This window comes from Kitasatospora sp. NPDC094015 (assembly GCF_040304075.1).
Taxonomy (GTDB): domain Bacteria; phylum Actinomycetota; class Actinomycetes; order Streptomycetales; family Streptomycetaceae; genus Kitasatospora.
The window spans coordinates 96,897-123,375 of the sequence record NZ_JBEOUL010000019.1; the positions used below are offsets into that span (position 1 = coordinate 96,897).

A 26,479-nucleotide genomic window follows, 5' to 3' on the forward strand; every position below is an offset into this window, starting at 1 on the left:
TCGCGGGAACGCGGGGCTATAGCTCAGTTGGTAGAGCGCCTGCATGGCATGCAGGAGGTCTGGAGTTCGATTCTCCATAGCTCCACTCCGCACCGGTGGTCCGTGAGGACCGCATGTGTCGCGGGGCTATAGCTCAGTTGGTAGAGCGCCTGCATGGCATGCAGGAGGTCTGGAGTTCGATTCTCCATAGCTCCACAGGAGCTGCGAAGGCCGCCGTCCGATCCGGACGGCGGCCTTCGGCGTTCCCGGCCGCACCGCGCCACCGCGCCGCACCGTGACGGTCGAGGTGGACGGATCCGGCTGGTGGGGGCCGGTGGCGGGGTGCCGGAAAGCGATTAGGGAGGCACCCCCGGGACCGTGTATTGTTGGCGATGTCGCCGGGGGAAACGCCGGGGACAGCAGTAACAAGGGGCTATAGCTCAGTTGGTAGAGCGCCTGCATGGCATGCAGGAGGTCTGGAGTTCGATTCTCCATAGCTCCACAGTTGAACAACAGAAGGGCCGTCTCCTCCGGGAGGCGGCCCTTCTGGCGTTCCGTCAGTCGGCCGATCCGTCAGCAGGCCCTGGGGTCCACCGGCGGGCCCGGGCGGCGCGGTGGGAGGGCGAGGGCGGGGCAGGGGTGGGGCCCTACCGGGCCGCGCGGTCGGGCGGCTACGGTCGTGCCATGGCCGATCTGGCGCGCAAACGGAACGAAGAGCTGGCCCGGATACTCCACCAGCTGGGCTGGAGCCCGGAGCGGCTGGCCCGCGAGGTGAGCGCCGTGCTCCCGCCCGGGCTCGCGATCAGCTCCACCGCTCCGTACAAGTGGCGCGACCGGGGCATGGTGCCGCGTTCCCCGCACGACCAGACCGTGTGCGAGGTGCTCAGCCGTACCGTCGGCATCGCCGTCACCTACGAGCAGCTCTGGGGCCAGATGGGCGGCGGCCGCGGGGCCAAGGTGCTCTCGCCGCGGCTGCTCACCGATCCGTGGACCGCGGACACCGCGCAGACCGCGCTGCGCGAGGCCGGCGCGGACGCGGCGCCGGTCCGGCTCACCGACCTGTTCCGCGGGGACGAGCTGGAGCAGGCCGCCCGGCACTGGGCCTCCCCGCCGGCCGAGGTCACCGGCGGCGAGGGTGCGCTGCGGATCGCCCCCGAGCAGCTGGCCGACCTGCGGCTCTCGTACGACAGCAAGCAGCGGCTGGAGCGGGCGTACGGCGGCGGCCTGATCCTCGGGCCGGCCCGGGCGGAGCTCGCGATGGTCGGCAAGCTGCTGGAACTCGGCCGCTACGACGAACCGCTCGGCCGGGAGCTGTACGCGGCCGCCGGCCGGCTGGCCCGGCTGGTCGGCTGGGCCAGCTACGACATGGGCAGCGACGCGGCGGCCCAGCGGGCCTTCGTGGCCGCGCTGCGGGCCGCGCACGTCTCCGGCGACCCGCGGCTCGGGGTCAGCGTGGTCGGCTGCCTGGCCGTGCAGGCCACGTACAACTCCGGCGGGCGCGGGCTGGACGCGGTGGCGATGCTCTCCACCGCGCTGCGCGCCGCCGACGAGGTGCTGACGCCGCGTGAGCGGGCGCTGCAACTGGGCCGGATCGCCCGCGCGCACGGCAAGAAGGGCGAGCAGATCAGCGCCGAGGCGGTCGCCGAGCGGGCCTTCCAGGCCTTGGACGGCGAGCTGGACCACGTCCAGGAGCGGGCCGACCTGGAGGGCATGGTCGGCGAGGGCTACCTCTTCCTGGGCGAGCACGAGCCGGCCCGCCGGCTGCTCGGCTCGGCCGTCGAGGCGCTCTCCCCGGAGCGGGCCCGGGCCAAGGCCCTGCTGATGGTCCGGCTGGCCGACTCCTACCGGCGCACCGGCGAGCAGGAGGAGGCGGACCGGATCGCCGACCGGGCCAGACTGCTGGCGGCCGGCATGCAGTCGGGCCGGGTGGCCCGGGCGCTGCGCGAGTTCGACGCGGCGGTCAGGGCCGGATAACCGCCCGGGGGCCGTCCGGCCTTGCGGTACCCTGACCCCATGCGAACCGTGCGCCTGCTCCTTAGCCGGCCGCGCTGACCAGGACCGGCCGACGCCCCCGGGCGAGGCCGGAGTCGGCGTGGCAACCCCTCCTGCGAGGGGCCTTTTTGCTTTCGGGCCCGGTTCGGGGCCCGGGGCCTGCCCGGGGACGCAGCCCGGTTCGCCTGACGATGACGATGGAGCCCGAAGGACCATGAGCGAGACGACCCCTGCTTCCGGCGCGGCCGAAGCCGCCACCGAGCCTTTCCGCTACGGCGCCGCGCTGGCCGCCGAGATCGAGTCCCGCTGGCAGGACCTGTGGGAGAAGGAGGGGACGTTCGACGCCCCCAACCCGGTCGGCCCGCTGGCCGACGGCTCGGCCGGTGACGTCTCCGCCAAGCCGCACAGCTTCATCATGGACATGTTCCCGTACCCCTCCGGCTCGGGCCTGCACGTCGGCCACCCGCTGGGCTACATCGCCACCGACGTCTACGCCCGCTACCAGCGGATGACCGGCCACAACGTGCTGCACACGCTGGGCTACGACGCGTTCGGCCTGCCCGCCGAGCAGCACGCCGTCGCCACCGGCGAGCACCCCCGGATCACCACCGAGGCGGCCATCGGCAACATGCGCCGCCAGCTGCGCCGGCTGGGCCTGGGCCACGACTCGCGGCGCTCGATCGCCACGATCGACCCCGAGTACTACCGCTGGACCCAGTGGATCTTCCTGCAGATCTTCAACTCCTGGTACGACGCCGAGGCCGGCCGGGCCCGCCCGATCGCCGAGCTGATCGCCGCCTTCGCCGACGGCTCCCGGGCGCTGCCGGACGGCCGGGCCTGGTCCGAGCTGTCCGCCGCCGAGCGGGACGAGGTGCTGGGCGAGTACCGGCTGGCGTACTCCAAGGAGGTGCCGGTCAACTGGTGCCCCGGGCTGGGCACCGTGCTGGCCAACGAGGAGGTCACCGCGGACGGCCGCTCCGAGCGCGGCAACTTCCCGGTCTTCAAGTCCAAGCTGCGCCAGTGGATGATGCGGATCACCGCCTACTCCGACCGCCTGATCTCCGACCTGGACCAGCTGGACTGGCCCGAGGCGATCAAGCTGCAGCAGCGCAACTGGATCGGCCGCTCCGAGGGCGCCCGGGTCGACTTCGCGGTGCCCGGCGGCGACGCGATCACCGTCTTCACCACCCGCCCTGACACCCTGTTCGGTGCCACCTACATGGTGCTGGCGCCCGAGCACGAGCTGGTCGAGGCGATCGTCCCCGCTGCCTGGCCGGCCGGCACCCACCAGGACTGGACCGGCGGCGCCGCCACCCCCGGCGAGGCCGTCGCCGCCTACCGGGCCGAGGCCGCCGCCAAGTCCGACGTCGAGCGCCAGGTCGACGCCAAGGTCAAGACCGGCGTCTTCACCGGCGCGTACGCGACCAACCCGGTCAGCGGCGAGCCCGTCCCGGTCTTCATCGCCGACTACGTGCTGATGGGCTACGGCACCGGCGCGATCATGGCCGTGCCCGCGCACGACCACCGCGACTTCGCCTTCGCCCGCGCCTTCGACCTGCCGATGCGCTGCGTCGTGGCGCCGACCGACGGCCGCGGCGAGGACCCGCACACGTGGGACGACGCCTTCGACACCTACGACTCCGTCATCGTGAACTCCGTGCACGATGACCTGTCGCTGGACGGCCTGGGCGTGGTCGAGGCCAAGGCCGCCGTCACCGCCTGGCTGACCGGCCGCGGCATCGGCGAGGGCACCGTCAACTTCCGCCTGCGCGACTGGCTGTTCAGCCGCCAGCGGTACTGGGGCGAGCCCTTCCCGATCGTCTACGACGAGGACGGCGTGATGCACGCGCTGCCCGAGTCGATGCTGCCCGTCGAGGTGCCGGTGGTCGAGGACTACTCGCCGCACACCTACGACCCGCACGACGCGACCTCCTCGCCGAAGACCCCGCTGTCGCGCAACGAGGACTGGGTCAACGTCGAGCTGGACCTGGGTGACGGGCCGAAGTCCTACCGCCGCGAGACCAACACCATGCCCAACTGGGCCGGTTCCTGCTGGTACGAGCTGCGCTACATCGACCCGGCCAACCGCGAGCAGGTCGTCGACCCGGCCAACGAGGCCTACTGGATGGGTCCGACGGCCGACAAGCCGGCCGGCGGCGTCGACCTGTACGTCGGCGGTGCCGAGCACGCCGTGCTGCACCTGCTGTACGCCCGCTTCTGGCACAAGGTGCTGCACGACCTGGGGCACGTCTCCTCGGTCGAGCCGTTCCACAAGCTGTTCAACCAGGGCATGATCACCGCCGACGTCTACCGCGACGACCGGGGCTTCCCGGTGCCCGCCGTCGAGGTCGAGGAGATCGACGACGAGTTCTTCTGGCAGGGCCAGAAGGTCCGCCGCGAGGCCGGCAAGATGGGCAAGTCCCTGAAGAACGCCATCGCGCCGGACGACTTCGCCGACCAGTACGGTGCCGACACGCTGCGCCTGTACGAGATGTCGATGGGCCCGCTGGACGTCTCCCGCCCGTGGGACGACCGGGCCGTGGTCGGCCCGTTCCGCTTCCTGCAGCGGCTGTGGCGCAACATCGTCTCCGAGACCACCGGCGAGCTGGTCGTCTCGGAGGAGGAGCCGGACGAGGCGACCCTGCGCGTCCTGCACAAGACGATCGACGGCATCCGCGGTGACCTGGCCGGCCTGCGCTTCAACACGGCCGTGGCCAAGGCGATCGAGCTGAACAACCACCTGGTCAAGCGCGGCTCCACGCCGCGCTCGGTGGCCGAGCGGACCGTGCTGCTGATCGCCCCGCTGGCCCCGCACATCGCCGAGGAGCTGTGGCGCCGACTGGGCCACGAGGACTCGCTGGCCTTCGCGGACTACCCGGTCGCCGACCCGGCGTACCTGGTGGACGAGAGCGTCGTGTGCGTCGTGCAGATCAAGGGCAAGGTGAAGGCCCGGCTGGACGTCCCGCCGTCGATCTCGGACGCCGAGCTGGAGGCGCTGGCGCTGGCCGACCCGGCCGTCGTTGCCGCGATCGGTGACGCGCCGGTCCGCAAGGTGATCGCGCGGGCGCCGAAGCTGGTCAACATCGTCACCGGCTGACGGATCGTCACGGGCGCCGGCCGTCTTCCCTCGGGGAAGGCGGCCGGCGCCGTTGTGTTCGGGGGCAGGTCGGGGCTGGCGTGGGCCTGGGGCGGACTCCACCCGGTGGCCGAGGCCGTGCAGCCTGTGGACCTCCCGGTGGACCGTGCGGACCTCGACGCCGAGCGGATCGGCGGGGTCCGCGGCCGGCCGGGCGCGACGGACCTGGCTGGGTTGGCCCGGGAGTCCGGCAGTCCGGTCGTCCGGTCGTCGGTCGTCGGGCGGTGCGGAGCCCGGGGACGGGGTAGGAGAGGTGGGGACGTCCCTGAGTCGTCCCTGAGCTGCCCCTGATCTCTGGGCCCGGGGGCCGCCCGGGCCCCCGGCGGGGGCGGGACGGCGGCTACGGTGGAGACATCGGCAGTCGCGGCAGGCCGTACCCGGGAAGCCGGGCCCGGTGGCGGCGGTGGGAGAAGGAGGGCTTTCCATGGACGCGCTCGGTGTGGTGCTCGTGCTGGTCCTGCTCTTCGGGGCGGCGCTGCTGGGGATGGCGGTGGTCGGTACGGTCAAGGCGGCCAAGGCCGTGGCGACGAAGGTGGAGCGGCACGAGGCCAACGCCCGCCGCGCGGTGGAGAACGTCGCGCTCAAGGCGAAGACCTTCACCAAGCCCGGAGCCCAGGGGCGGCTGGCGGCCGTCCGGCTCGCCCTGCGCAACGCGCTCGACAGCACCCGGCAGGTGCTGGCGGCCGGCCTCCCGCAGGACGGGCAGCTCGCCGAGGCCATGCAGCTGCTCGCCCGGCTGGAGGCGCACGCCGCCGAACTCGACGCCGAGCTGCGGATGCTGGAGCGGGAGCCGGACGAGAGCCGGGTCACCGCCAAGCTGGCGGAGCTGCGGGAGCGGGCCGAGCGGATCACGCACTCGGCCGAGTCGCTGCGCTGGGCGGCGCAGGACCGGATGCGGCGGTTCGCCGACGACGAGCTGGGCCGGTTGACGGAGGAGTGCGCCAACGAGGCCGGGGCGCTGCGGCACTGGGACACCGGGGCGGCGGCCTCGGCCTCCGGTGCTGCTGGTCCCGGGGCCGGGGCCGGAGCTGGGGCCGGTTCCGCTGCCGGGGCCGGTGTTCCGACCGGCGCGGACGGTCGCAAGGGGCTCGGGGCGGGTGGCCGCCGGCCGAGCGCGGAAGAGGTGCTCGGGCTCGCGGAGCCGCTCGCCCGGCTGGCCGACCGGCTGCGCAAGCCGAACGCGGGCGGATCGTCGGCGGGCTGAGGCCCGCGGGCTGAGACCTGCGGGCCGAGACCCGCGCGGGGTGGGTCCGACCTGCGGGGCAGTGTCCGGGGAGGTGCGCGATGAGCTGCTGCGGTGGCGCGGGCGGCACGGGCGGGGAGGGGCGCTGTCCTCCGGGCCCGACGGGGAGTAACCTCCGGCACATGCCCGGCCACCTCGCTCTTGTCACCGACTCCACCGCCTATCTGCCGCAGGACGCTGTGGACCGGCACGGGATCGAGGTCGTACCGCTCAGCGTCGTCGTCGGCGACGAGGTGCTGGCCGAGGGCGTCGAGATCTCTCCCAAGGACGTGGCCGAGGCGCTGCGGGCCAAGCACCGGGTGACCACCTCCCGGCCGGGCCCGGAGACCTTCGCGGCCGCGTACCGGGCGGCCGCCGAGGCGGGCGCGCGCGGGATCGTCTCGGTGCACATCTCGGCGGAGCTCTCGGGCACCGTCGAGGCCGCGCAGCTCGCGGCCGCCGAGGTCGGGATCCCGGTCGAGGTGGTGGACAGCCGGCTGGTCGGGATGGCGCTCGGGCACAGCGTGCTGGCCGCCGCGACCGCCGCGGCGGCGGGGCAGGGGATCGAGCAGGTCGCCGCCGAGGCCAGGCGCCGGTCCGAGCTGACCCGGGGCTACTTCTACGTCGACACCCTGGAGTACCTGCGCCGGGGCGGGCGGATCGGGGCCGCCCGGGCGCTGGTCGGGTCCGCACTGGCCGTGAAGCCGCTGCTGCACCTGTCCGGCGGCCGGATCGAGCCGCTGGAGAAGGTCAGGACCGCGTCCCGGGCGATCGCCCGACTGGAGGAGATCGCGGTGGCCGAGGCGGCCGACCGGGAGGTCGACATCGCGGTGCACCACCTGGCGGCCGAGGACCGGGCGGAGCCGCTGGCGGAGCGGCTGCGGGAGCGGGTCCCCGGGCTGCGCGAGCTGTACGTCGGCGAGGTGGGCGCGGTGATCGGCGCGCACGTGGGGCCGGGACTGCTGGCGGTGGTGGTCTCGCCGCGCTGAGGGCGGGTGGGGCCGCTGCGGCGTGCGGGCCGGCGGGTGAGGCTGGTGTGGTTCACCCCTTCGAGGGACCTGAGTTATCCACAGGGCGGGTTTTTCCACAGGAATTCGGTGGCTGCGGACGGGGGCCGGCGGCGGCTCTAACGTCCTGCGCATGGGAACGATGACCCCGGGCGCAGCCCGTCGCCGAGAGACCTCCGAAGCCGTCCGCGACCGGATGGCCCACCTGTTCACCGCGCCGCGCGGGGAGCGGCCCGACGTGCCCGAGCGGTCGGCGGAGCTTCCGCCGGAGCCGCCACCGGCCCCACCGGCGATTCCCGACCCCGCGTTCGACCAGGTGCCAGAGCCGGAGCTGGCGCCGATGCCGCCCAGGTCGGGGCGCCGGTGGCCGGGCCTGCATCCCGGGCTGCTGGTCGACCGGCGGGCGGTGCTGGGGTTGTCCGTGCTCCTGCTGCTCGCGGTCGGCTACGCCGTGCAGCACTTCTGGCTGGGCCGTCCGCACCCGGTCGCCGTTCCGACGACGGCCGTCGCCGAGCCTCCCGAACGTCCTGCGGGGGCGGGCCCGCCCGCCGCCTCGCCGCCGGACGCGGCCACGTCGTCCGATGCCTCCGCGCCGGCCGCCCCTTCCGCGCTGGTGAGCGCGGACAGCACCGCCTTGGTGGTGGACGTGGCCGGGCGGGTGCTGCACCCGGGCCTGCGCCGACTCCCGGGCGGTTCCCGGGTCGCCGATGCGGTGGCCGCCGCCGGGGGCCCGGTGCCGGGCACCGACACCGAGAACCTCAACCTCGCACGGGTGCTGACGGACGGGGAGCAGATCCTGGTCGGTCCCCAGGCCGGGCAGGCCGGGCAACCAGCCGTCACCGGGTCGACCGTCCGGGCCGGTCCGCTGAGCCTCAACCGCGCCACCATCGAGCAGCTCGACACCCTGCCCGGGGTCGGCCCGACCCTGGCCCAGCGCATCGTCCAGTACCGGCAGGAGCACGGGCCGTTCCGCTCGGTCGACCAGCTCCGCCAGGTCAGCGGCATCGGCGCGCGCAAGTACGAGGAGCTGAAGGCTCTCCTGTCGCTCTGACACCCACTCCGCTGCCCGATCCACCCGCCCTCTCCTGTCCCTGCCACGGCCGGTGTCCCTGCTATGCCCAGCGGGACCGGCGCCGAAGGGAGGCCCCGCCATGCCCCGACCACCTCGAGCCCTGCCGGGCGGCCCGCGGGCGGCCGACCTCCGGCTCCTCGTCCCCACCGGCTGCGCGTGGGCGGTGACGGCGGCCGTCCTGGAGGCCGACCCACGCCACCATCCGCTGCTGCTGATGGTCGCCGCTGCGGGCGCCGTCGCGGTGCTGCCGCTGACCCTTCCGCGCCGCCGCAGGCAGCCCGCGGCGATGCTGGTGGCAGCCGCCCTGCTCACCGGAGCCGCCGCCACCGCGACCACCGTCCTGCACACCGCGGAGCTCCACCGCGGGCCCGTCCCCGAGCTGGCACACCCGCCTCCGGCCCCCGTTCCGGGCGACCCCGCGGCGCCCGACGGGCTGCCCGCCCCGGACATCGCCGCGGACATCGCCGTGGAGCTGACCGTGGCGGGCGATCCCCGGGTCCACCATCCCCGGGCCACGGGCACGGCCGCTGCACCACCGCTGCTGACGGTGGCCGCGACGGTCGACCTGGTCCGGCAGGGCGGACCGGGCGGCTCGTCCCCGGTCGCCACCCGGACCCCCGTCACCCTGATGGTCCGGGCCCAGGACGCGGCCGCCTGGCGTGCGGTGATCCCGTCCACCAGGCTCGGCGCGGACGTCCGGGTGCTGCCGGCGGGCCCCGAGCGGCACGACACCGCGGCGCTGCTGCTGGTCCACGGACCGCCCCGGCTGCTCGGTGCGCCCAGCCTCCCGCAGCGGGCGGCCGCCCGGCTGCGCTCCGGCCTCAGGGCGGCCTGCGCCCACCTGCCACCCGATCCGGGCGGGCTGCTGCCCGGGTTGGTGGTCGGCGACACCTCCCGGCTGCCGGAGGACCTGGCGGATGCCTTCCGTGCCACCGACCTCGGACATCTGACGGCGGTCAGCGGGGCCAACCTCGGCATCGTGCTGGCGGTCCTGCTGGGCTCCCCGGGCCGGGCCGCCGGCACCGAGCGCCGTGGACTGGCCCGGCTGCTCGGGCTCCCACTGCGTGGCACCGCGCTGGCCGGCACCGCACTCACCCTCGCGTTCGTCACGGTCTGCCGACCCGAGCCGAGCGTGCTGCGCGCCGCCGCCACCGGGCTGATCGGGCTGCTCGCGCTGGCCTGCGGCCGCCCACGACCCGCCCTGCCCGCGCTCGCCGGCGCCGCCCTCGTGCTGATCCTCTGGGACCCGTACCTCGCCCGCTCGTTCGGCTTCCTGCTGTCCGCCCTGGCCACCGCTGGCCTGCTCACCCTCGGCCCGCGGTGGGCGGCCGTGCTGCGCCGCCGCGGGTGGCCGCACCACCTGGCCACCGCCACGGCCGCCACGGCGGCGGCGCAGGCGTTCTGCGCGCCCGTCACCATCCTGCTGGCGCCCCGGGTGAGCCTGGTCGCGATCCCCTGCAACCTGCTGGCCGAACTCGCCGTCGGGCCGGCCACCCTGCTCGGTTTCGCGGTGCTCGCCGTCGATCCGCTCTCGCACCGGGCCGCCTGCCTGCTCGCGGACCTGGCGGCCGTGCCGGCCGGCTGGCTGGTCCAGGTCGCCCGGCGGGGCGCCGCCCTGCCCGGCGCCGAACTCGCCTGGCCGGCCGGCCTGCCGGGGGCAGCGCTGCTGGCCGGCGCCGTCCTCGCGCTGTGCTGGGCCGCGCCGGCGCTGTTCGTGCGGCCAGCCGACCGCGTGGCCGACCAAGCGCGCGGCCGGCGGTGGCGCCGCGCGGTCGCCGTGCTGGGCGCGCTGCTGCTCCCGGTCGCGCTCCTGCGTCCGCCCGGCCTGACCAGGCTGGCCACCGGCTGGCCGCCCGCCGGGTGGCGGCTGGTGCTGTGCGACGTCGGCCAGGGCGACATGGCGGTGCTCCCGCTGGCCGCCGACACCGCGGTGGTGGTGGACACCGGTCCGGATCCCAAGGCCGCCGACGCCTGCCTGCGCGACCTCGGGATCACCCGGGTCCCGATCCTGATCCTCAGTCACTTCCACGCGGACCACGTCGAAGGGCTGCCCGGCGTCCTGCGCGGGCGGCAGGTGGGGGCCGTCCAGACCACCACCCTGGACGCCCCGGCGGGGGAGCAGGGCCGGGTGGCGGGTTGGGCGGCCGCGGCCCGGGTGCCGCTGGTGCGTGCCCAGCGCGGTGAGCGCCGGTCGGCGGGCCCCGGGCTCTCCTGGGAGGTGCTGTGGCCGGACGGCACCCCCGGGCCCGACACCCCGGGGGCGAACAACGCCAGCATCGCCGTCCTGGCGTCCGTCGGACCACCGGACGATCAGCTGCGGATCGCGTTGCTCGGTGACCTCGAACCACCTGCCCAGGCAGCCCTGCTCCGGCGCGGACCGCCGGGCGAGGGAGGGCGTGCTCCGCCGCCGGGGGCGGGCTCGCTGGCGGTGCAGGTCCTCAAGGTCGCGCACCACGGCTCGGCGCACCAGGACTGGGCATTGACCGCGGCCCTGCACCCCCGGCTCGCGCTGATCAGCTGCGGCGCCGACAACCCGTACGGGCACCCCTCGGCGCGTACGGTCGACCGGCTCCGGGCCCAGGGCGCGACCGTGCTGCGGACGGACCGCTCCGGTGACATCGCGGTGCTCGGCTCCGGCGCCACCCTGGCGACCGCGGTGCACCCGCATCCGCTCCGGGAGTGACCGGGACTGACCGGTGCGCCCGGCCGATCAGGGCGGCGGCTCCGCAGGTACGGTCAGACCCGTTCCCGGCGCAGGTCACCGGAGTCAAAGCGTTCGGTGCCGACCACCCGGAGCAGTTCCAGGTGGGCGGCGTCGGAGGTGCCGGGCGGCGGGGTGAAGATCAGCAGGCGCTGGTCCTCGGTCGGGGCGAGCAGGGTCTCGCAGTCCAGGTTCACCGGGCCGATCACCGGGTGCACCACCCGCATCCGGCCGGAGCGGCGGACGGCGACCTCGTGCAGCTCCCAGAGCGCGGAGAACTCGTCGCTGGCCGCCCGCAGCCGCTTCACCAGCGCGGTGGAGGGCGCGTCGCCGGCCCGGCGGGCGACGGCCGCCCGCAGGTCGGCCACGTGCACCCGGCCCAGGTGCGCGTGCTCCTCGGCCGGGTACGCGGCCCGGGTCGCCGGGTCGGTGAACCAGCGCCAGACCACGTTCCGGTTGTCGGGGTCGAGCGGGCAGACCCCGCCGAACAGCGCCGTTGCGATGGCGTTCTGGGCGAGCAGGTCGCCGAGGTCGCTGACGATCTGGGCCGGCGTCTCCTTCAGCTGGTCCAGCAGGTACAGCAGGCCCGGCTTGATGTGTTCGCCGGAGGGCCGCCCGGCCGGTGGCCGGTGCCCGGCGAGCAGGAACAGGTGGTCGCGTTCGTCCTCGGTCAGCCGCAGCGCCCGTGCCAGCGCCGCCAGCATCTGGCCGGACGGCTGGGGGCCGCGGGCCTGCTCCAGCCGGATGTAGTAGTCGGCCGACATCCCGGCCAGCTGGACCACCTCTTCGCGCCGCAGGCCCGGGGTGCGGCGGCGGGGCCCGTCCGGCAGGCCGACGTCCTGGGGGCGGAGCCGTTCCCGGGAGCGGCGGAGGAAGTCGGCGAGTTCGCGGCGGTCCATCTCCATGGGCTCATCCTGCCCGGCCCGCCCGACGCACGGGCGGCCACGGTCGATCCCTGTCAGGTCGGCACACCCATGACCAGGGGAACGCCGCGCGGACGCCACCCGGCGTCCGGGCTCAGTCCTCCTCGCGCCAGCCGTCGAGCCCGGCGGCGATCCCGTCCAGCAGCACCAGGTGCTCCGCCGTCCAGCCGTCCGCCTCCGGGGCCTCCAGCACCACCAGCCACTGCGCGTCCTCGGCGTCGTCCTCGCCCGCCAGGGCGTCGCGCACCAGCTCCGGCCGCGCCAGGCCGGGCAGTTCCCCGGAGAGCTGCTCGGCGGCCTCCTCGGCGCAGTCGCGGTCGGGCAGGACGAGCAGTTGGCGGCGGTGGCTCACGGTCATCGCACCATTGTCCAACCCCCGTACGGGTGCCCCGCACCGAGGTCCGGCGGTGTCCGCGGCTCGTGCGATGCTGGTACGCGATGGCCAGGAAGAGTGCACCCGACGACCTGCTCGCCCCGCTGACCCTCGCGGTCGGCCAGGAGGAGCTGCTGCTCGACCGCGCGGTCGCCGAGGTGGTGGCCGCCGCGAAGGCCGCCGACCCGGACACCGATGTCCGCGACCTCCCGCCCGGTGCGCTCCAGCCCGGCAGCCTGGCCGAGTTGACCACCCCCTCGCTGTTCGCCGAGCGCAAGGTGATCGTGGTCCGCGCCGCGCAGGACCTCTCGGCCGACTCCGTCAAGGAGGTCAAGGCCTACCTCGACGCACCGGTCGAAGAAGTGATCATGGTGCTGGTGCACGCGGGCGGCCCCAAGGGCAAGGGCCTGCTTGACGCGGCGAAGAAGGCCGGTGCCCGCGAGGTGGCCTGCGCCAAGCTGACCAAGGCCGGCGAGCGGCTGGCCTTCGTGCGCAACGAGTTCCGCAAGCTCGGCCGGGCCGCCACCCCGGAGGCGGGCCAGGCGCTGCTCGACTCGCTCGGCAGCGACCTGCGCGAGCTCGCCGCCGCCTGCAACCAGCTCACCGCCGACATCGAGGGCACCATCGACGAGACGGCGGTCGCCACGTACTACAGCGGCCGGGCCGAGGCCACCGGCTTCGAGGTCGCCGACCTCGCGGTGACCGGCCGGGCCGCCGAGGCGCTGGAGCGGCTGCGCTGGGCCCTCGCCGTCGGCCAGCCGCCCACCGGCATCACCTACGCGCTGGCCGCCGGCGTCCGCAGCATCGGCCGGCTGGCCACCGTCGGCCGGAACATGCGCCCGGCCGATCTGGCCCGCGAGTTGGGCATGCCGCCGTGGAAGGTGGACCGGGTCCGCCAGCAGATGCGCGGCTGGACGGGGGACGGTGTCGCCGCCGCGCTCACCGCCGTCGCCCAGGCCGACGCGGCCGTCAAGGGCGGTTCCGACGACCCGGCGTACGCGCTGGAGCGGGCCGTGGTCGCGGTCGCCCGCGCCTCGCGGGCCGGCGCCCGCCCGTACTGACACCGCCCGTACCGACGCGGCCCGCGTCGACACCGCCCGCGCCCACCGGTCCCGGGCCGCTACCGGTCGCGGAGGTCAGACCCGCCCGCCCAGCACCTTGAGCGCGTCCCGGCTGTCGATCAGCAACGCCTGCCGGATCGCCTCCCGGTCCGGCACCACCGCGGACTTGCCCTCCTGGTACGACCCCGACCAGCTGGCGTAGTACGTCATACCGCCCTGGCGGACGTAGAGGACCTGGGTCAGGTAGTGCCAGCTCTTGTCCGAGCCGCTGGTGTCGTCCAGGTACCCGAGGTAGGCGTCGTCCCCGAGCGAGGGCACCAGGCTGATCTGGTACTTGCGCTGCTGCAGACCCGCGCGCTGCGCCTCGAACTCCGGCCGCGGGTCGGTCTTCCGGTGCAGCTGGACGTCCAGGTAGAGCGAGACGTACTCGCTGTCGCCGCTGAGCTTCTTGCGGTACTGGCTGCAGTACATGTCGTCGAGCGCCGCGTGCCGGGTCGCGTAGTGGTAGGGCGTGCCGCTCGGCGCGGGGTAGAGCTGGCTGAGCTTGGCCAGCTCGACGGTCTCGCAGAGGTTGTCCACCACGCGGTAGGAGGCCAGGTCCGGTGCCTTGGCGCCGGCGGGCGTGACGATCCCGGGCACCGTCAGCAGGGCGGCCGTCCAGAGCGCCGACGCCAGCACCGCGCCGCCCACACCCCACAGCAGCCCGCGCCCGCCACCCGTCCGGGGCGGAGCGGTGGAGCTGCCGCCCGGCGTCGGCCCGTACCCGCCGACGGGCGGCCCGCCCTGCCCGCCTACCGGCGCTCCGACCCGCTGTCCCCCCGGACGGGTCGGCGCGGAGCCGTACGGTGAGGAGGGCATGTTCGGCGGTGGTGGTGTCGGCATCGGTGCCCCCAGCTGGCCGGTCCTGGACCGCGGTCGGGCGGTCGCACCGAACCATACCGCTGCCCACCCCCGTGCCCGCCGTGCCTACCACCGGGCACGGTCCCGCAAACGCCGACAGGCGCCGCAGCCACCCGGGGAATGGGTTCGGCTGCGACGCCTGTCGATCTTCAGCTGTGTACCGCACCCGCGTGGCGAACGCAGGCCGCGTGCGGTACGGGGTCAATCGCCTCGGGCTTCCGGATAGAGGGCCGGAGCGGCCGTCGAGGCATGGTCGGCGCGGGGCGGGTAGAGGGCCGCCGGCTGCGCCGTCCGGTCCGGGCTCGGCCCGGTGGTGGTGCGTGGAGCGAGAATCAGGCGGCGGCGTTGTTGACGCGCTTGGTGATCGCCGACTTCTTGTTGGCGGCCTGGTTCTTGTGGATGACGCCCTTGCTCACGGCCTTGTCGAGGGCGCGGGAGGCGGCACGGGCCAGCTCGGTGGCCTTCTCGACCTCACCGGCGGCAGCGGCCTCGCGGGCCTTGCGCACGGCGGTCTTCAGCGAGGACTTGACGGCCTTGTTGCGCAGGCGCGCCTTCTCGTTGGTCTTGTTGCGCTTGATCTGGGACTTGATGTTCGCCACGAAGGAGCCTCAGTCTGTGTGAATTCGGTGTGGAACGGGTCTGCACCGGCGGCCGTCGGGTGGGCCGAGAGGGCATGCCGAGGCCAGGTGCAGCGACCCAGGCTAGCAGGGGCGCCGTCCGCGCCCCAAACCGACTCGGACGCGCCGACCCTCCCGGCCCGGACGCGCCGACCCTCCCGGCCCGGCCCCGGTACGGCGTCCGCAGCCCTAGACGAGTAAGTCCGAAGTCCTGGTCAGTGGTCGTAGGCGATCAGTGATCGGGGGATCGGGGTGCCGGTCTGGCGGTTGTGCCGGATGGCGCTGGTCAGGGCGAGGAGGCGTTGGCCGACACGGGCCAGGACGCCGGCTGGTGTCCTGGCCCCGTGGCGTTCGAGGTCGAGCTGGCCCTTGAGCGTGTCGTTGACCGACTCGATGAGCTGACGGATCGGCTTGAGCAGATGTTCGCCGGGTCGGGGCCTGAGGTTGCGGTAGCTCGGCCTCAGGAGGGTCAGGCCGAGGCCGGCCAGGAACGCGTCGAGGTGCTTGGAGACATAGCCCTTGTCACCCACGATCGTCTGTCCGGGGTGCGTGGACAGGAGGTCCTGGTCGCCGGTGAGCATGTCGGCCAGGACCTCGCGTTCGTCGGTCTTGGGGGTGGCCAGAGCCCAGGCGATCGGTAGCCCGCCCGGTGTGCAGAGCAGGTGCAGACGCAGGCCCCAGAAGAAGCGTGAGTGCGAGGGGCAGTAGCCGTAGCCGGCCCAGCCGGCCAGGTCGGAGCGCTTGACGGTGGGCCGGGAACGGGCGCACTCGACCGGTGTGGAGTCCACGATCCACACATCGTCGTGCCACAGGTCCGTGTCCCGGGCCAGGGTGCGGATGAACCGGGTGATGAGCGCGTTCGCTGCCCGCAAGCGCTTGTTGTAGCCGGACTGCTCGGGCAGGTACGGGAACTCGGCCCCCAGACGGGCACGGGCGAAGCGCAGCCATCTGGACTCGGAGACGAAGCCGAGCAGGGCCTGCATCACTGCCAGCGTCAACAGCTCGGCGTCACTCAGCCTCGGCGGACGGCCCCGCCGCCCTGTATCCGCCAGAGAGTCATCGATCTTCACGTAGAGTGCCGTTGCGAGGACCTCGAGGTTTGTCGTCACAAACGAACCAACGAGGCCCTCGCTTCATGCGCCTGAAGACTTCGGACTTACTCATCTAGGCCCGGAGCAGCGGCTCCCCGTAGTGCTCGACCTCGGGGAACGGCTCGTAGAAGTGGTGCAGCAGGGCCCGCCACTCCTGGTACTCGGCCGAGCGCCGGAAGCCCTCCGTGTGGTCCTCCAGCCGCTCCCACCCGACCTGGAGCAGGAACCGCGAGGTCCGCCCCTCGTCCAGGCAGCGCCGCAGTTCCAGCGAGCGGAACCCGGGCTGCGCCGAGATCAGCGGCTCGGCCCGCTCGAAGGCGGCCAGGAAGGCCGTCTCCTGCCCGGGGCGGACGTCCAGCAGTGCGCTTTCGAGGATCATGGTCGGGCATCCTGCCGCACCGGCCCCCGCTCCGGAAAGGCCCCGGCACCGGCTTCGCACCGGCCCGCGACTCCTCCCCGTGGAAGGCCCCGCAGAAGCCCCGCGGAAGCCCTCGCGGGAGCCCCGCGACGGCCCGCGCCCGAGCTGACCGGCACGGTACGCCGGGCTCGTGGGAAGATGGGCGGAACCATATCGATCGGACGAGACCGTCCGGTCGCCGGGAAGGCGGTCAGAGATGACCCCGCAGACCCCGGCCCCCGGACCAACGGAGAATCGGACCAAGGTGCCCGCGACCCCCAGCAACGTGCCAGAGCCCAGCCGGACCGACCCGGCGGTGATCCGCAACTTCTGCATCATCGCCCACATCGACCACGGCAAGTCCACGCTCGCCGACCGGATGCTGCAGATCACCGGAGTGGTGGACCCCCGGCAGATGCGCGCCCAGTACCTCGACCGGATGGACATCGAGCGTGAGCGCGGTATCACCATCAAGTCGCAGGCGGTCCGCCTCCCGTGGGCCCCCCGGGCCGGCGAGAAGGCCGGTACCACGCACATCCTGAACATGATCGACACCCCCGGCCACGTGGACTTCACGTACGAGGTGTCCCGCTCCCTGGCGGCCTGCGAGGGCACCATCCTGGTGGTCGACGCGGCCCAGGGCATTGAGGCGCAGACCCTCGCCAACCTGTACCTGGCGCTGGAGAACGACCTCACGATCATCCCGGTCCTCAACAAGATCGACCTGCCGGCCGCCCAGCCCGAGAAGTACGCCGCCGAGCTGGCGCACATCATCGGCTGCGACCCCGCGGACGTGCTCAAGGTCAGCGCCAAGACCGGTCTCGGCGTCGAGGACCTGCTCGACCACGTGGTCGACCGGATCCCGGCCCCGGTCGGCGTCAAGGACGCCCCGGCCCGCGCGATGATCTTCGACTCGGTCTACGACTCCTACCGCGGCGTGGTCACCTACGTCCGGGTGGTCGACGGCCAGCTCACCAAGCGCGAGCGGATCGCGATGATGTCCACCGGCGCGACCCACGAGCTGCTGGAGATCGGCGTCATCTCGCCCGAGCCGAAGGTCGCGGACGGCCTCGGCGTCGGCGAGGTCGGCTACATCATCACCGGTGTGAAGGACGTCCGGCAGTCCAAGGTCGGTGACACCATCACCTCGATGCACAAGGGTGCGACCGAGGCGCTGGGCGGCTACAAGGACCCGCGCCCGATGGTGTTCTCCGGCCTGTACCCGCTGGACGGCAGCGACTACCCGCTGCTGCGCGACGCCCTCGACAAGCTGCGCCTGAACGACGCCGCGCTGGTCTACGAGCCGGAGACGTCGGTCGCGCTCGGCTTCGGCTACCGCTGCGGCTTCCTCGGCCTGCTGCACCTGGAGATCATCCGGGAGCGGCTGGAGCGCGAGTTCAACCTCGACCTGATCTCCACCGCGCCCAACGTGATCTACCGGGTGGTGATGGAGGACGGCACGGAGCACACCGTCACCAACCCGAGCGAGTTCCCGACCGGCAAGATCGCCGAGGTGTACGAGCCGGTCGTGCGCGGCACCATCCTGGCCCCCAACGAGTTCGTCGGCGCCATCATGGAGCTGTGCCAGACCCGCCGCGGCAACCTGCAGGGCATGGACTACCTCTCCGAGGACCGGGTCGAGCTGCGCTACACGCTGCCGCTGGCCGAGATCGTCTTCGACTTCTTCGACCAGCTGAAGTCCAAGACCCGCGGCTACGGCTCCTTCGACTACGAGCCGATCGGCGAGCAGAGCGCCAGCCTGGTGAAGGTCGACATCCTGCTGCACGGCGACGCGGTGGACGCGTTCTCCGCGATCGTGCACAAGGACAAGGCCTACAACTACGGCGTGATGATGGCCGGCAAGCTCCAGAAGCTGATCCCGCGCCAGCAGTTCGAGGTGCCGATCCAGGCCGCCATCGGTTCCCGGGTGATCGCCCGTGAGACCGTCCGCGCGATCCGCAAGGACGTCCTCGCCAAGTGCTACGGCGGTGACATCTCGCGCAAGCGCAAGCTGCTGGAGAAGCAGAAGGAGGGCAAGAAGCGGATGAAGATGGTCGGCCGCGTGGAGGTCCCGCAGGAGGCCTTCATCGCCGCGCTGTCCACCGACGCGGACGCCCCGAAGGAAAAGAAGTAACCCCTGCCCGACCGGCCAGGACCGAGGCCGCCCCCGTCCCGCGACGGTGGGCGGCCTCGGCCGTTGTGCGGCACCCGGGCGGGGTCCCCTCCCCGGCGGGCCTCAACGCAGCGCCAGCACCACGCCGTTGACGATGACGGCCTTGGCCAGCCGGGCGAGCGTCCCGGTGACGGCGCTCGGGCGCATCGAGTCGTCCCGGTGGATCAGCTGGACCAGGCCGTCGCGCCGGCCGAGGCTCAGGCACTGCACGGCGTACCGGTAGGCGAACGGCCGCGCCGCCTTCCCGGCCAGCTGCCCGCCCAGGTACTGCCCCATCGGCTGGGCGGTGGCGCAGCCCATCCGCAGGGTGCCGGTGCCGGGCACGGTGACCGCGGCGGCGTCGCCGATCACGTACACCTCCGGGTGCGAGACCGAGCGCAGGTGGTCGTCGACCACGGCCTGCCCCCGGGGAGTGACCGTGAGGCCCGCCTCGGCCGCCAGCGGGTGCGGCTCCATCGAGGCGGCCCAGGCCACCAGGTCGGCCGGCACGGTGCCGCCCCCGGCGGTGGTCAGGCCGTCCGGGGTGACGGCGGTGACCTCGGTGTGCTCGTGCAGCTCGACGCCGAGGCGGGCCAGCACCCGCACCACGTGCGCCCGGCCCTTGGCGGAGAACCAGCCGCCCACCTGCCCGGCGGCCACCAGCCGGATCCGCCAGGCCGGGTGCGCCTCGGCCAGTTCGGCCGCCAGCTCGATGCCGGTGGCGCCGCCGCCGACCACGGCGAGCGTGCCGGGCTCGGGCGCCGCGGCCAGCCGGCGGCGGATCTCCGCGGCCCGCTCAGCGGTCAGCGCGTGCTCGGCCACCCCGGGGACGCCCTGGTGGGCGGTGCGGCTGCCCAGCGCGTACACCAGGGTGTCGTAGCCGATCCGCTCGCCCGAGTCGAGCAGGATCTTGCGCCCGGCCAGGTCCAGTTCGGTGGCCCGAGCCCGCAGGTGGGTGATCGCGCGGCCGCGGATCACCCGGTCGAGGGTGGGCCGGTGCTCGGGGCGCCCGGCCGCCGCCTCGTGCTGGCGCACCCGGTGCAGGAACCGCTCCTCGGGCGCGATCAGGGTCACCCGGTGGCGCCGCCCGGCCCGGGTGGCCGCGCTCAGGCCCGCGTACCCCGCACCGATCACCACGATGTGCTGCTGCCCGGTCATCTCGTCCTCCTCCTGCGAGCGCGGTTCCCCGCGCGGTTCGGGAAGGGGACGACGCAGCCCGCCGGAGTGTGACCGTGGTGCCCGTCACACCCGGGATCGGAGGCCCCGGCGCCCGGGCGGTCAGCCCAGGTGGCCGAGCTTCTCCGGGTTGACCATGGCGTACGCCTCGGTGATCCGACCGTCCCGGACGGCGAAGGCCAGCACGCCGGCGAGCCGGCCGGGCGCCTCGTGGAAGACCATCCCGGGCTCGCCGTTGACCAGGGCGAACCCGAAGGAGGCGGTCGACCCGGCGGGCAGGGCGCGGCGGATCAGGCCCAGCACCAGGCGGGCCACCTTGTCCGCCCCGTACACCGGGCGGGCGCCGGCGCGGACCACGCCGCCGCCGTCGGAGTGCCAGACCACGTCCGGGTCGAGCACGGCCAGCAGCCCCTGGAGGTCGCCGCCCGCGCTCGCGGCGGCGAAGGCGTGCACCACCTGCCGGTGCGCGGCCGGGTCGACCCGGCCCGCCCTGCCGCCCTCGCGGACCCGGCGGCGGGCCCGCGAGGCCAGCTGGCGGACGGCGTCGGGGGTGCGGTCGAGCGAGGCGGCGATCTCCTCGAAGCGGACCGCGAAGACGTCGTGCAGCACGAAGGCGGCCCGTTCGGCGGGGCTGAGCTGCTCCATGACGGCCAGCATCGCCAGCGAGACGGACTCGCCCAGCTCCGCGCGGTGGGCGGGGGAGTCCTCCTCGGCCACCAGCGGTTCGGGCAGCCACTCGCCGTAGTACGCCTCCCGGCGCGCCCTGGCCGAGCCGAGCTGGTCGTAGCAGAGCCGGGTAACGACGGTGCTGAGGTACGCGCGGGGGTCGGCGACCCCCGACCGGTCGGCGGCGCGCCAGCGCAGCCAGGCCTCCTGGAGCACGTCCTCGGCGTCGGTCAGCGAGCCGAGCAGCCGGTAGGCGACGGCGCCGAGGTAGCGGCGGTTGGCCTCGAACGGGTCCGCGTCGGCCGGTGCGGCCGATCCTTCGTCACTCACCGGGCCACGGTAGCGCGGTGGGCGCCGCGGCAGCAGGGTGCCCCGGCGGGGCGGCCCGTGGTCGGCCGGTCAGTCCTCGGCCGCCGCCAGCAGGGCGCGGAGCAGCCGGTTGAGTTCGGCGGCGTCCGCGGGGCCGAGTGCGGCCATCACGCCCTGCTGGACGTGCATCCCGGCCGCGGCGGCCCGGTCGACCACCTCCAGCCCGGTCGCCGTGAGGGTGACCCGCAGGCCGCGCCGGTCGTGCGGGTCGGGGGAGCGCGCGATCAGGCCGGCCCGCTCCAGCTTGTCCAGCCGCCCGGTCATCCCGCCGGTGGTGAGCATCAGGGTGGCGGTCAGCTCGCGGGGAGAGAGCGTGTACGGGTCGCCGGCCCGGCGCAGGGTGGCGAGCACGTCGAACTCGCCGCGCCCGATGCCGTACGGGGCGTAGGCCTGCTCGGCGCGCTCGCCCATGGCCCTGGCGATCCGGTAGATCCGGCCGAAGGCCGCCATCGCCTCGGTCTGCGCTGCCAGGTCGGGCCGCTCGCGCCGCCACTGGGCGGCGATCGCGTCCACCGGGTCGGCCGAGCTGGCCGGGCCCACCGGGTCGGTGCCGGCCGGGGTGGCGGGGGTGGTCGACGCGGGCTGCTGCGGGTGGTCGGCGGCGCTGCGGTTCATGGGAGCAGTCTGGCACAGGATGCCTTTCCGGCAAGCTGCTTGTCACTCACTGGATCACCGCTAAGCCACTTGACGGAAAGTAGCTTAGTGCTAAGTTACTTTCATGCTTCCTGCCTCGCGCACCGTGCTGATCACTGCACTGGCCCCGCTCGCCTGGGGCTCCACCTACGCCGTCACCGCCGAGTACCTGCCGCCCGACCGCCCACTGCTGGCGGCGACCCTGCGCGCGCTGCCCGCCGGACTGGTGCTGCTCGCGGTCACCCGGGTGCTGCCGCGCGGCCACTGGTGGTGGCGGGCCGCGCTGCTCGGCGCCCTGAACATCGGGATCTTCTTCGCGCTGCTGTTCTTCGCCGCCTACCGGCTGCCCGGCGGGGTCGCGGCGGTGCTCGGCTCCGTCCAGCCGCTGCTGGCGGCCGGCCTGGCCGTCCCGCTGCTGGCCGAGCGGGTCGGCCGGCGGGCCCTGCTGGCGGGCGTCGCCGGGGTGCTCGGGGTGGCACTGGTGGTGCTGAGGTCCACCGCGCGGTTGGACGGCCCCGGGCTGCTGGCCGGTCTGGCCGGCGCCGCCTGCATGGCCACCGGCACGGTGCTGACCAAGCGCTGGGGCCGCCCGGAAGGGGTGGGCCCGCTGGCCATGACGGGCTGGCAACTGACCGCCGGCGGGCTGCTGCTGCTCCCGGTCGGCCTGCTGGCGGAGGGCGCGCCGCCCGCGCTGAGCGGGGTGAACCTGCTCGGCTACGGCTACCTGGCGATCGTCAACACCGCGCTCGCGTACTGGATCTGGTTCGCCGGTCTCGGACGGCTGCCGGCCGCCTCGGCCGCCCTGCTCGGGCTGCTCAGCCCGGTCTCGGCCGCGGTGATCGGCTGGGCGGCGCTCGACCAGCACCTGACGGCGCTGCAACTGCTGGGCATGGCCGTCGCCCTCGGCTCCACCCTGCTCGGCCAGCCGCGAACGGCGAAGCCGCGCCGGGCGCGGCGGCGCCCCGGCCAACAGCGGCAGGACCTGGCCCAGCAGCGCCCGGGAACGCCGAAGGGGGAGGCCGACGGCGTCGGCCTCCCCCCGGTCGCCCCGCGGGGTCAGTCGACCTCGGCGACCGCCTGAGCGAACTGCGCCTGGTAGAGCCGGTGGTAGGCACCCTCGGCGGCGATCAGCTCGTCGTGCGAACCCTGCTCGACGATCGACCCGTCCTCCATCACCAGGATCACGTCCGCGTCCCGGATGGTGGAGAGCCGGTGGGCGATCACGAAGCTGGTCCGGCCGGTCCGCAGCCGGGCCATCGCCCGCTGGATGAGCACCTCGGTCCGGGTGTCCACCGAGCTGGTCGCCTCGTCCAGCACCAGGATGCTGGGCTGGGCGAGGAACGCCCGGGCGATCGTGATCAGCTGCTTCTCGCCGGCGCTGACGTTGGTGCCCTCGTCGTCGATCACGGTGTCGTACCCGTCGGCGAGGGTCCGCACGAAGCGGTCCACGTGGGCCGCCCTGGCCGCCTCGATCACCTGGTCGCGGGTGGCGCCCTGGGCGCCGTACGCGATGTTGTCGGCGATCGAGCCGCCGAACAGCCAGGTGTCCTGGAGCACCATGCCGATGCCGGCCCGCAGGTCCTCGCGGGACATCGCGGCGATGTCCACCCCGTCCAGGGTGATCCGGCCGCCGCTGACCTCGTAGAACCGCATCAGCAGGTTGACCAGGGTGGTCTTGCCGGCGCCGGTCGGGCCGACGATGGCGACCGTGTGGCCGGGCTCCACCTTCAGCGACAGGCTCTCGATCAGTGGCTTGTCCGGGTCGTAGCGGAACGAGACGTCCTCGAAGGCGACCCGCCCGCGCAGTTCGGCCGGGCGCTGCGGCAGGGCCGGCTCCGGGCTCTGCTCCTGGGCGTCGAGCAGTTCGAAGACCCGCTCGGCGGAGGCCACCCCGGACTGCACCAGGTTGGCCATCGAGGCGACCTGGGTGAGCGGCTGGCTGAACTGCCGGGAGTACTGGATGAAGGCCTGCACGTCGCCGACGGTGAGCGCGCCGCTCGCCACCCGCAGACCGCCGACGACGGCGACCAGCACGTAGTTCAGGTTGCCGATCAGCATCATCGCGGGCTGGATGATCCCGGAGATGAACTGGGCCTTGAAGCCGGCCTCGTAGAGGTCCTCGTTCTCCTTGCGGAAGATCTCGGCGGCCTCCTTCTGCCGGCCGAACACCTTGACCAGCGAGTGGCCGGTGTACATCTCCTCGATGTGCGCGTTCAGCTTGCCGGTGGTCCGCCACTGGGCGACGAACTGCGGCTGGGCCCGCTTGCCGACCCGGGTCGCGACGACCACCGACAGCGGCACGGAGATCAGCGCGATCAGTGCCAGCAGCCAGGAGATCCAGAACATCATGGCCAGCACGCCGACGATGGTCAGCAGCGAGTTCACCACCTGGCCCATGGTCTGCTGCATGGACTGGCCGATGTTGTCGATGTCGTTGGTGACCCGGCTGAGCACCTCGCCGCGGGACTGCTTGTCGAAGTAGCTCAGCGGCAGCCGGGAGATCTTCGTCTCCACCTCCTGGCGGAGGTCGAAGACGGTGCGCTGGATGGCCTTGGTGGCCAGCCGGCCCTGGACGATGCCGAACACGGCGGAGGCCAGGTAGATCGCCAGCACCCAGAGCAGCACGGTGCCGATGGCGTCGAAGTCCATCCCCTGGCCGGGGGTGAAGTCGACGGTGGAGAGCACGTCGGCGATGCCGCTGTCGCCCGCCGCGCGCTTGGCGGCGATCACCTGGTCGCGGGTGGGGCCGACCGGGATCGACCGGCCGACCACGCCCGCGGTGATCAGGTCGGTGGCCCGGCCGAGGATCTTCGGGCCGACCACGGCGCAGCCGATGCTGAGGGTGCCCAGCGCGAGCACCCCGTAGAGCAGCGCCCGCTGCGGGCGCAGCAGGGTGAGCAGCCGCGTGCCGGAGCCCTTGAAGTCCATCGACTTCTCGGCGCCCTGGGCGCCCATGAACCGGCCGGGGCCGGGGCCGCCGCGCCGGGCGGCCGCCTCCTGGGAGCCGCTGACCTTGCCGTCGGCCGGGCCGGCGCCGTTGCCGGGGCCGCCGGCCTTCGGGCCGGTGTTCGGTCCGCCGCCGGGGCCGTCGTTCGCGGGGCCGCCCGTCGCGGGGCCCTGCTTCGCGGTGGTCACGCCGCCTCCTGCTCGGTGAGCTGGGAGAGCACGATCTCCCGGTACGTCGGGTTGTCGGCCATCAGCTCGTGGTGGGTGCCGCTGCCGACCACCGCGCCTTCGTCGAGCACGATGATCCGGTCGGCCTCGCGGATGGTGGAGACCCGCTGGGCGACGATGAGCACCGTGGCGTCCGCGGTCTCCGTGGCCAGCGCGCGGCGGAGCTTGGCGTCGGTGGCGTAGTCGAGGGCCGAGAACGAGTCGTCGAACAGGTAGATCTCGGGCCGCCGGACCAGGGCCCGGGCGATCGCCAGGCGCTGGCGCTGGCCGCCGGAGACGTTGGAGCCGCCCTGCGAGATCGGGGCCTGCAGCCCCTCCGCCAGGCTCTCCACGAAGTCCTTGGCCTGCGCGGTCTCCAGGGCCTGCCAGAGTTCCTCGTCGGTGGCGTCGGGCCGGCCGTAGCGGAGGTTGGAGGCGACCGTGCCGGTGAACAGGTACGGCTTCTGCGGGACCAGGCCGATCACCTCGGCGAGGCGCTCGGGGGCCACCTCGCGCACGTCCACGCCGTTCACCAGGACCTGCCCGCCGGTGGCGTCGAACAGCCGGGGGATCAGGCCGAGCAGGGTGGACTTGCCGCTGCCGGTGGAGCCGATCACGGCGGTGGTCTCGCCGGGCCGGGCGGCGATGTCGATGCCGCGCAGCACCGAGGCCTCGGCGCCGGGGAAGCGGAACTCCACGTCCCGCAGGTCGAGGTGGCCGCGCGAGCGCAGCTCGGTGACCGGGGCGGCCGGCGGGACGACGCTGGAGCTGGTGCCCAGCACCTCCTCGATCCGCTCGGCGCAGACCTCGGCGCGCGGCACCATCATGAACATGAAGGTGGCCATCATGACGCTCATCAGGATCTGCATCAGGTAGGACAGGAACGCGCCCAGCGCGCCGACCTGCATCGCGCCGCTGTCGATCCGGTGCGCGCCGAACCAGAGCACCGCGATGCTGGAGAGGTTCACCACGGCCATCACGGCCGGGAACATGAACGAGAGCAGCCGGCCGACCTTGAGCGAGACCTCGGCGAGCTCCTCGTTGGCGGAGCCGAACCGGTCCTGCTCGTGGCCGTCCTTGACGAAGGCGCGGATGACCCGGATGCCGGTGATCTGCTCGCGCAGGATCCGGTTCACCCCGTCGATCCGGGTCTGCATGCCGCGGAACTGCGGGCGCAGCCGGCGGATCAGGATCACCACGACGGCGCCGAGCAGCGGGATGACCAGCAGCAGCAGGCCGGACAGCGGCACGTCCAGGCTGAGCGCCATGATCACGCCGCCGACGCACATGATCGGTGCGGCCACCATCAGGGTGAACGCCAGCATGGTCAGCATCTGGACCTGCTGGACGTCGTTGGTGGTGCGGGTGATCAGCGAGGGGGCGCCGAACTGGCCGAGCTCGCGGGCGGAGAAGCTCTGCACCCGGTCGAAGACGGCGGCGCGGATGTCGCGGCCGACCGCCATCGCGGTGCGCGCGGCGTAGTAGACGGCCCCGATCGAGCAGACCACCTGGGCGAGCGAGACCGCGATCATCGCGCCGCCGACCCGCATGATGTAGCCGGTGTCGCCCTTGAGCACGCCGTCGTCGATGATGTCGGCGTTCAGTGCGGGCAGGTACAGCATGCCGATGGTGGAGATGAGTTGGAGGAGAACGATGAGGAAGATCGGTCGGGAGTAGGGCCGCAGATGGGCCCGGAGCAGTCTGATGAGCACCGTGACACTCTCGTCGTCGCCGGGATGTCGCGCATCCCCGTTTCTGAATCCGTACCGCAAGCGTCCGGCCTCTTCGGCGTCGAACCTGCGGGCTTGTACAGTCCTTTGCACTGCCGGTCCGCGGGCGTGCCACCCGCCGTGACCCCC

General features: G+C 73.7%; 20 protein-coding genes and 3 tRNA genes. 12 read left to right on the forward strand and 11 right to left on the reverse strand.

All coding sequences use genetic code 11. The features are described 5' to 3' along the window. The first annotated feature begins 12 nt into the window (after positions 1–12). The 9 genes from ABT014_RS22345 to ABT014_RS22385 all read left to right on the forward strand — a co-directional run bounded on the left by ABT014_RS22345 (position 13) and on the right by ABT014_RS22385 (position 11,091). Positions 13–85: transfer RNA gene (locus ABT014_RS22345), tRNA-Ala, on the forward strand. Between the two features lie 37 nt (positions 86–122). Then, positions 123–195 (forward strand) — tRNA-Ala (locus ABT014_RS22350). Between the two features lie 213 nt (positions 196–408). Next, a tRNA-Ala gene (locus ABT014_RS22355) sits at positions 409–481 on the forward strand. A gap of 182 nt (positions 482–663) precedes the next feature. After that, a complete protein-coding gene (locus ABT014_RS22360; protein WP_350640769.1) occupies positions 664–1,953 on the forward strand; it encodes an NsdA family TPR-like regulatory protein in 1,290 nt (429 codons plus the stop codon). Between the two features lie 232 nt (positions 1,954–2,185). Continuing rightward, positions 2,186–5,068, forward strand: a complete 2,883-nt coding sequence (leuS, locus tag ABT014_RS22365; RefSeq protein ID WP_350640770.1) for a leucine--tRNA ligase — start codon at positions 2,186–2,188, stop codon at positions 5,066–5,068. A gap of 463 nt (positions 5,069–5,531) precedes the next feature. Continuing rightward, positions 5,532–6,311: a hypothetical protein gene (locus ABT014_RS22370; protein ID WP_350640771.1), complete on the forward strand. Its 780-nt coding sequence runs from the start codon at positions 5,532–5,534 to the stop codon at positions 6,309–6,311. Positions 6,312–6,472: 161 nt separating this feature from the next. Next, positions 6,473–7,318: a DegV family protein gene (locus tag ABT014_RS22375; RefSeq protein WP_350640772.1), complete on the forward strand. Its 846-nt coding sequence runs from the start codon at positions 6,473–6,475 to the stop codon at positions 7,316–7,318. 151 nt (positions 7,319–7,469) lie between these two features. Next, on the forward strand, positions 7,470–8,387 hold the full coding sequence (locus ABT014_RS22380; RefSeq protein WP_350640773.1) for a ComEA family DNA-binding protein: 918 nt from the start codon (positions 7,470–7,472) through the stop codon (positions 8,385–8,387). A gap of 100 nt (positions 8,388–8,487) precedes the next feature. Then, the gene (locus ABT014_RS22385; RefSeq protein WP_350640774.1) at positions 8,488–11,091 is read left to right on the forward strand and encodes a ComEC/Rec2 family competence protein; all 2,604 of its coding nucleotides are present in this window, start codon (positions 8,488–8,490) and stop codon (positions 11,089–11,091) included. A gap of 53 nt (positions 11,092–11,144) precedes the next feature. Here the strand turns inward: ABT014_RS22385 and ABT014_RS22390 are convergent, their stop codons facing one another. Together ABT014_RS22390 and ABT014_RS22395 are read right to left on the reverse strand one after the other, a co-directional pair. Next, positions 11,145–12,014 (reverse strand): helix-turn-helix transcriptional regulator, encoded by an 870-nt coding sequence (locus ABT014_RS22390; protein ID WP_350640775.1) that lies wholly within the window; start codon positions 12,012–12,014, stop codon positions 11,145–11,147. 112 nt (positions 12,015–12,126) lie between these two features. After that, positions 12,127–12,390 (reverse strand): hypothetical protein, encoded by a 264-nt coding sequence (locus tag ABT014_RS22395; RefSeq protein ID WP_350640776.1) that lies wholly within the window; start codon positions 12,388–12,390, stop codon positions 12,127–12,129. A gap of 80 nt (positions 12,391–12,470) precedes the next feature. On the opposite strand from ABT014_RS22395, the gene holA reads away from it, so the two are divergent. Beyond that, positions 12,471–13,466 (forward strand): DNA polymerase III subunit delta, encoded by a 996-nt coding sequence (gene holA / locus ABT014_RS22400; protein ID WP_350640777.1) that lies wholly within the window; start codon positions 12,471–12,473, stop codon positions 13,464–13,466. A 75-nt stretch (positions 13,467–13,541) separates the two neighbouring features. Here the strand turns inward: holA and ABT014_RS22405 are convergent, their stop codons facing one another. The 4 genes from ABT014_RS22405 to ABT014_RS22420 form a co-directional block, all read right to left on the reverse strand. Continuing rightward, positions 13,542–14,156: a hypothetical protein gene (locus ABT014_RS22405; protein WP_350640778.1), complete on the reverse strand. Its 615-nt coding sequence runs from the start codon at positions 14,154–14,156 to the stop codon at positions 13,542–13,544. A 542-nt stretch (positions 14,157–14,698) separates the two neighbouring features. Further along, positions 14,699–14,965 (reverse strand): 30S ribosomal protein S20, encoded by a 267-nt coding sequence (gene rpsT / locus ABT014_RS22410; protein ID WP_350640779.1) that lies wholly within the window; start codon positions 14,963–14,965, stop codon positions 14,699–14,701. A 233-nt stretch (positions 14,966–15,198) separates the two neighbouring features. Next, the gene (locus ABT014_RS22415) at positions 15,199–16,092 is read right to left on the reverse strand and encodes an IS982 family transposase (RefSeq protein WP_350640780.1); all 894 of its coding nucleotides are present in this window, start codon (positions 16,090–16,092) and stop codon (positions 15,199–15,201) included. A gap of 55 nt (positions 16,093–16,147) precedes the next feature. Further along, positions 16,148–16,453: an antibiotic biosynthesis monooxygenase family protein gene (locus ABT014_RS22420; protein WP_350640781.1), complete on the reverse strand. Its 306-nt coding sequence runs from the start codon at positions 16,451–16,453 to the stop codon at positions 16,148–16,150. Positions 16,454–16,736: 283 nt separating this feature from the next. Between ABT014_RS22420 and lepA the strand changes: the two genes are divergently transcribed. Beyond that, positions 16,737–18,605, forward strand: a complete 1,869-nt coding sequence (lepA, locus tag ABT014_RS22425; RefSeq protein WP_350640782.1) for a translation elongation factor 4 — start codon at positions 16,737–16,739, stop codon at positions 18,603–18,605. 102 nt (positions 18,606–18,707) lie between these two features. Here the strand turns inward: lepA and ABT014_RS22430 are convergent, their stop codons facing one another. The 3 genes from ABT014_RS22430 to ABT014_RS22440 form a co-directional block, all read right to left on the reverse strand. Next, complete coding sequence (locus ABT014_RS22430) at positions 18,708–19,781, reverse strand: NAD(P)/FAD-dependent oxidoreductase (RefSeq protein ID WP_350640783.1); 1,074 nt, start codon at positions 19,779–19,781, stop codon at positions 18,708–18,710. A gap of 120 nt (positions 19,782–19,901) precedes the next feature. Then, on the reverse strand, positions 19,902–20,795 hold the full coding sequence (locus ABT014_RS22435; RefSeq protein WP_350640784.1) for a sigma-70 family RNA polymerase sigma factor: 894 nt from the start codon (positions 20,793–20,795) through the stop codon (positions 19,902–19,904). Positions 20,796–20,864: 69 nt separating this feature from the next. Next, the gene (locus ABT014_RS22440; protein WP_350640785.1) at positions 20,865–21,449 is read right to left on the reverse strand and encodes a MarR family winged helix-turn-helix transcriptional regulator; all 585 of its coding nucleotides are present in this window, start codon (positions 21,447–21,449) and stop codon (positions 20,865–20,867) included. Between the two features lie 103 nt (positions 21,450–21,552). Between ABT014_RS22440 and ABT014_RS22445 the strand changes: the two genes are divergently transcribed. Continuing rightward, positions 21,553–22,548: an EamA family transporter gene (locus ABT014_RS22445; protein WP_350640786.1), complete on the forward strand. Its 996-nt coding sequence runs from the start codon at positions 21,553–21,555 to the stop codon at positions 22,546–22,548. Here ABT014_RS22445 and ABT014_RS22450 read toward each other — a convergent pair. Together ABT014_RS22450 and ABT014_RS22455 are read right to left on the reverse strand one after the other, a co-directional pair. Next, positions 22,524–24,602, reverse strand: coding sequence for an ABC transporter ATP-binding protein (locus ABT014_RS22450; RefSeq protein ID WP_502895066.1), 2,079 nt, complete (start codon positions 24,600–24,602; stop codon positions 22,524–22,526). The two genes, ABT014_RS22445 and ABT014_RS22450, sit on opposite strands and share 25 nt — an antisense overlap. Next, positions 24,599–26,332, reverse strand: coding sequence for an ABC transporter ATP-binding protein (locus ABT014_RS22455; RefSeq protein WP_350640787.1), 1,734 nt, complete (start codon positions 26,330–26,332; stop codon positions 24,599–24,601). The genes ABT014_RS22450 and ABT014_RS22455 overlap by 4 nt, the downstream gene beginning before the upstream one ends. Positions 26,333–26,479 lie beyond the last annotated feature (147 nt).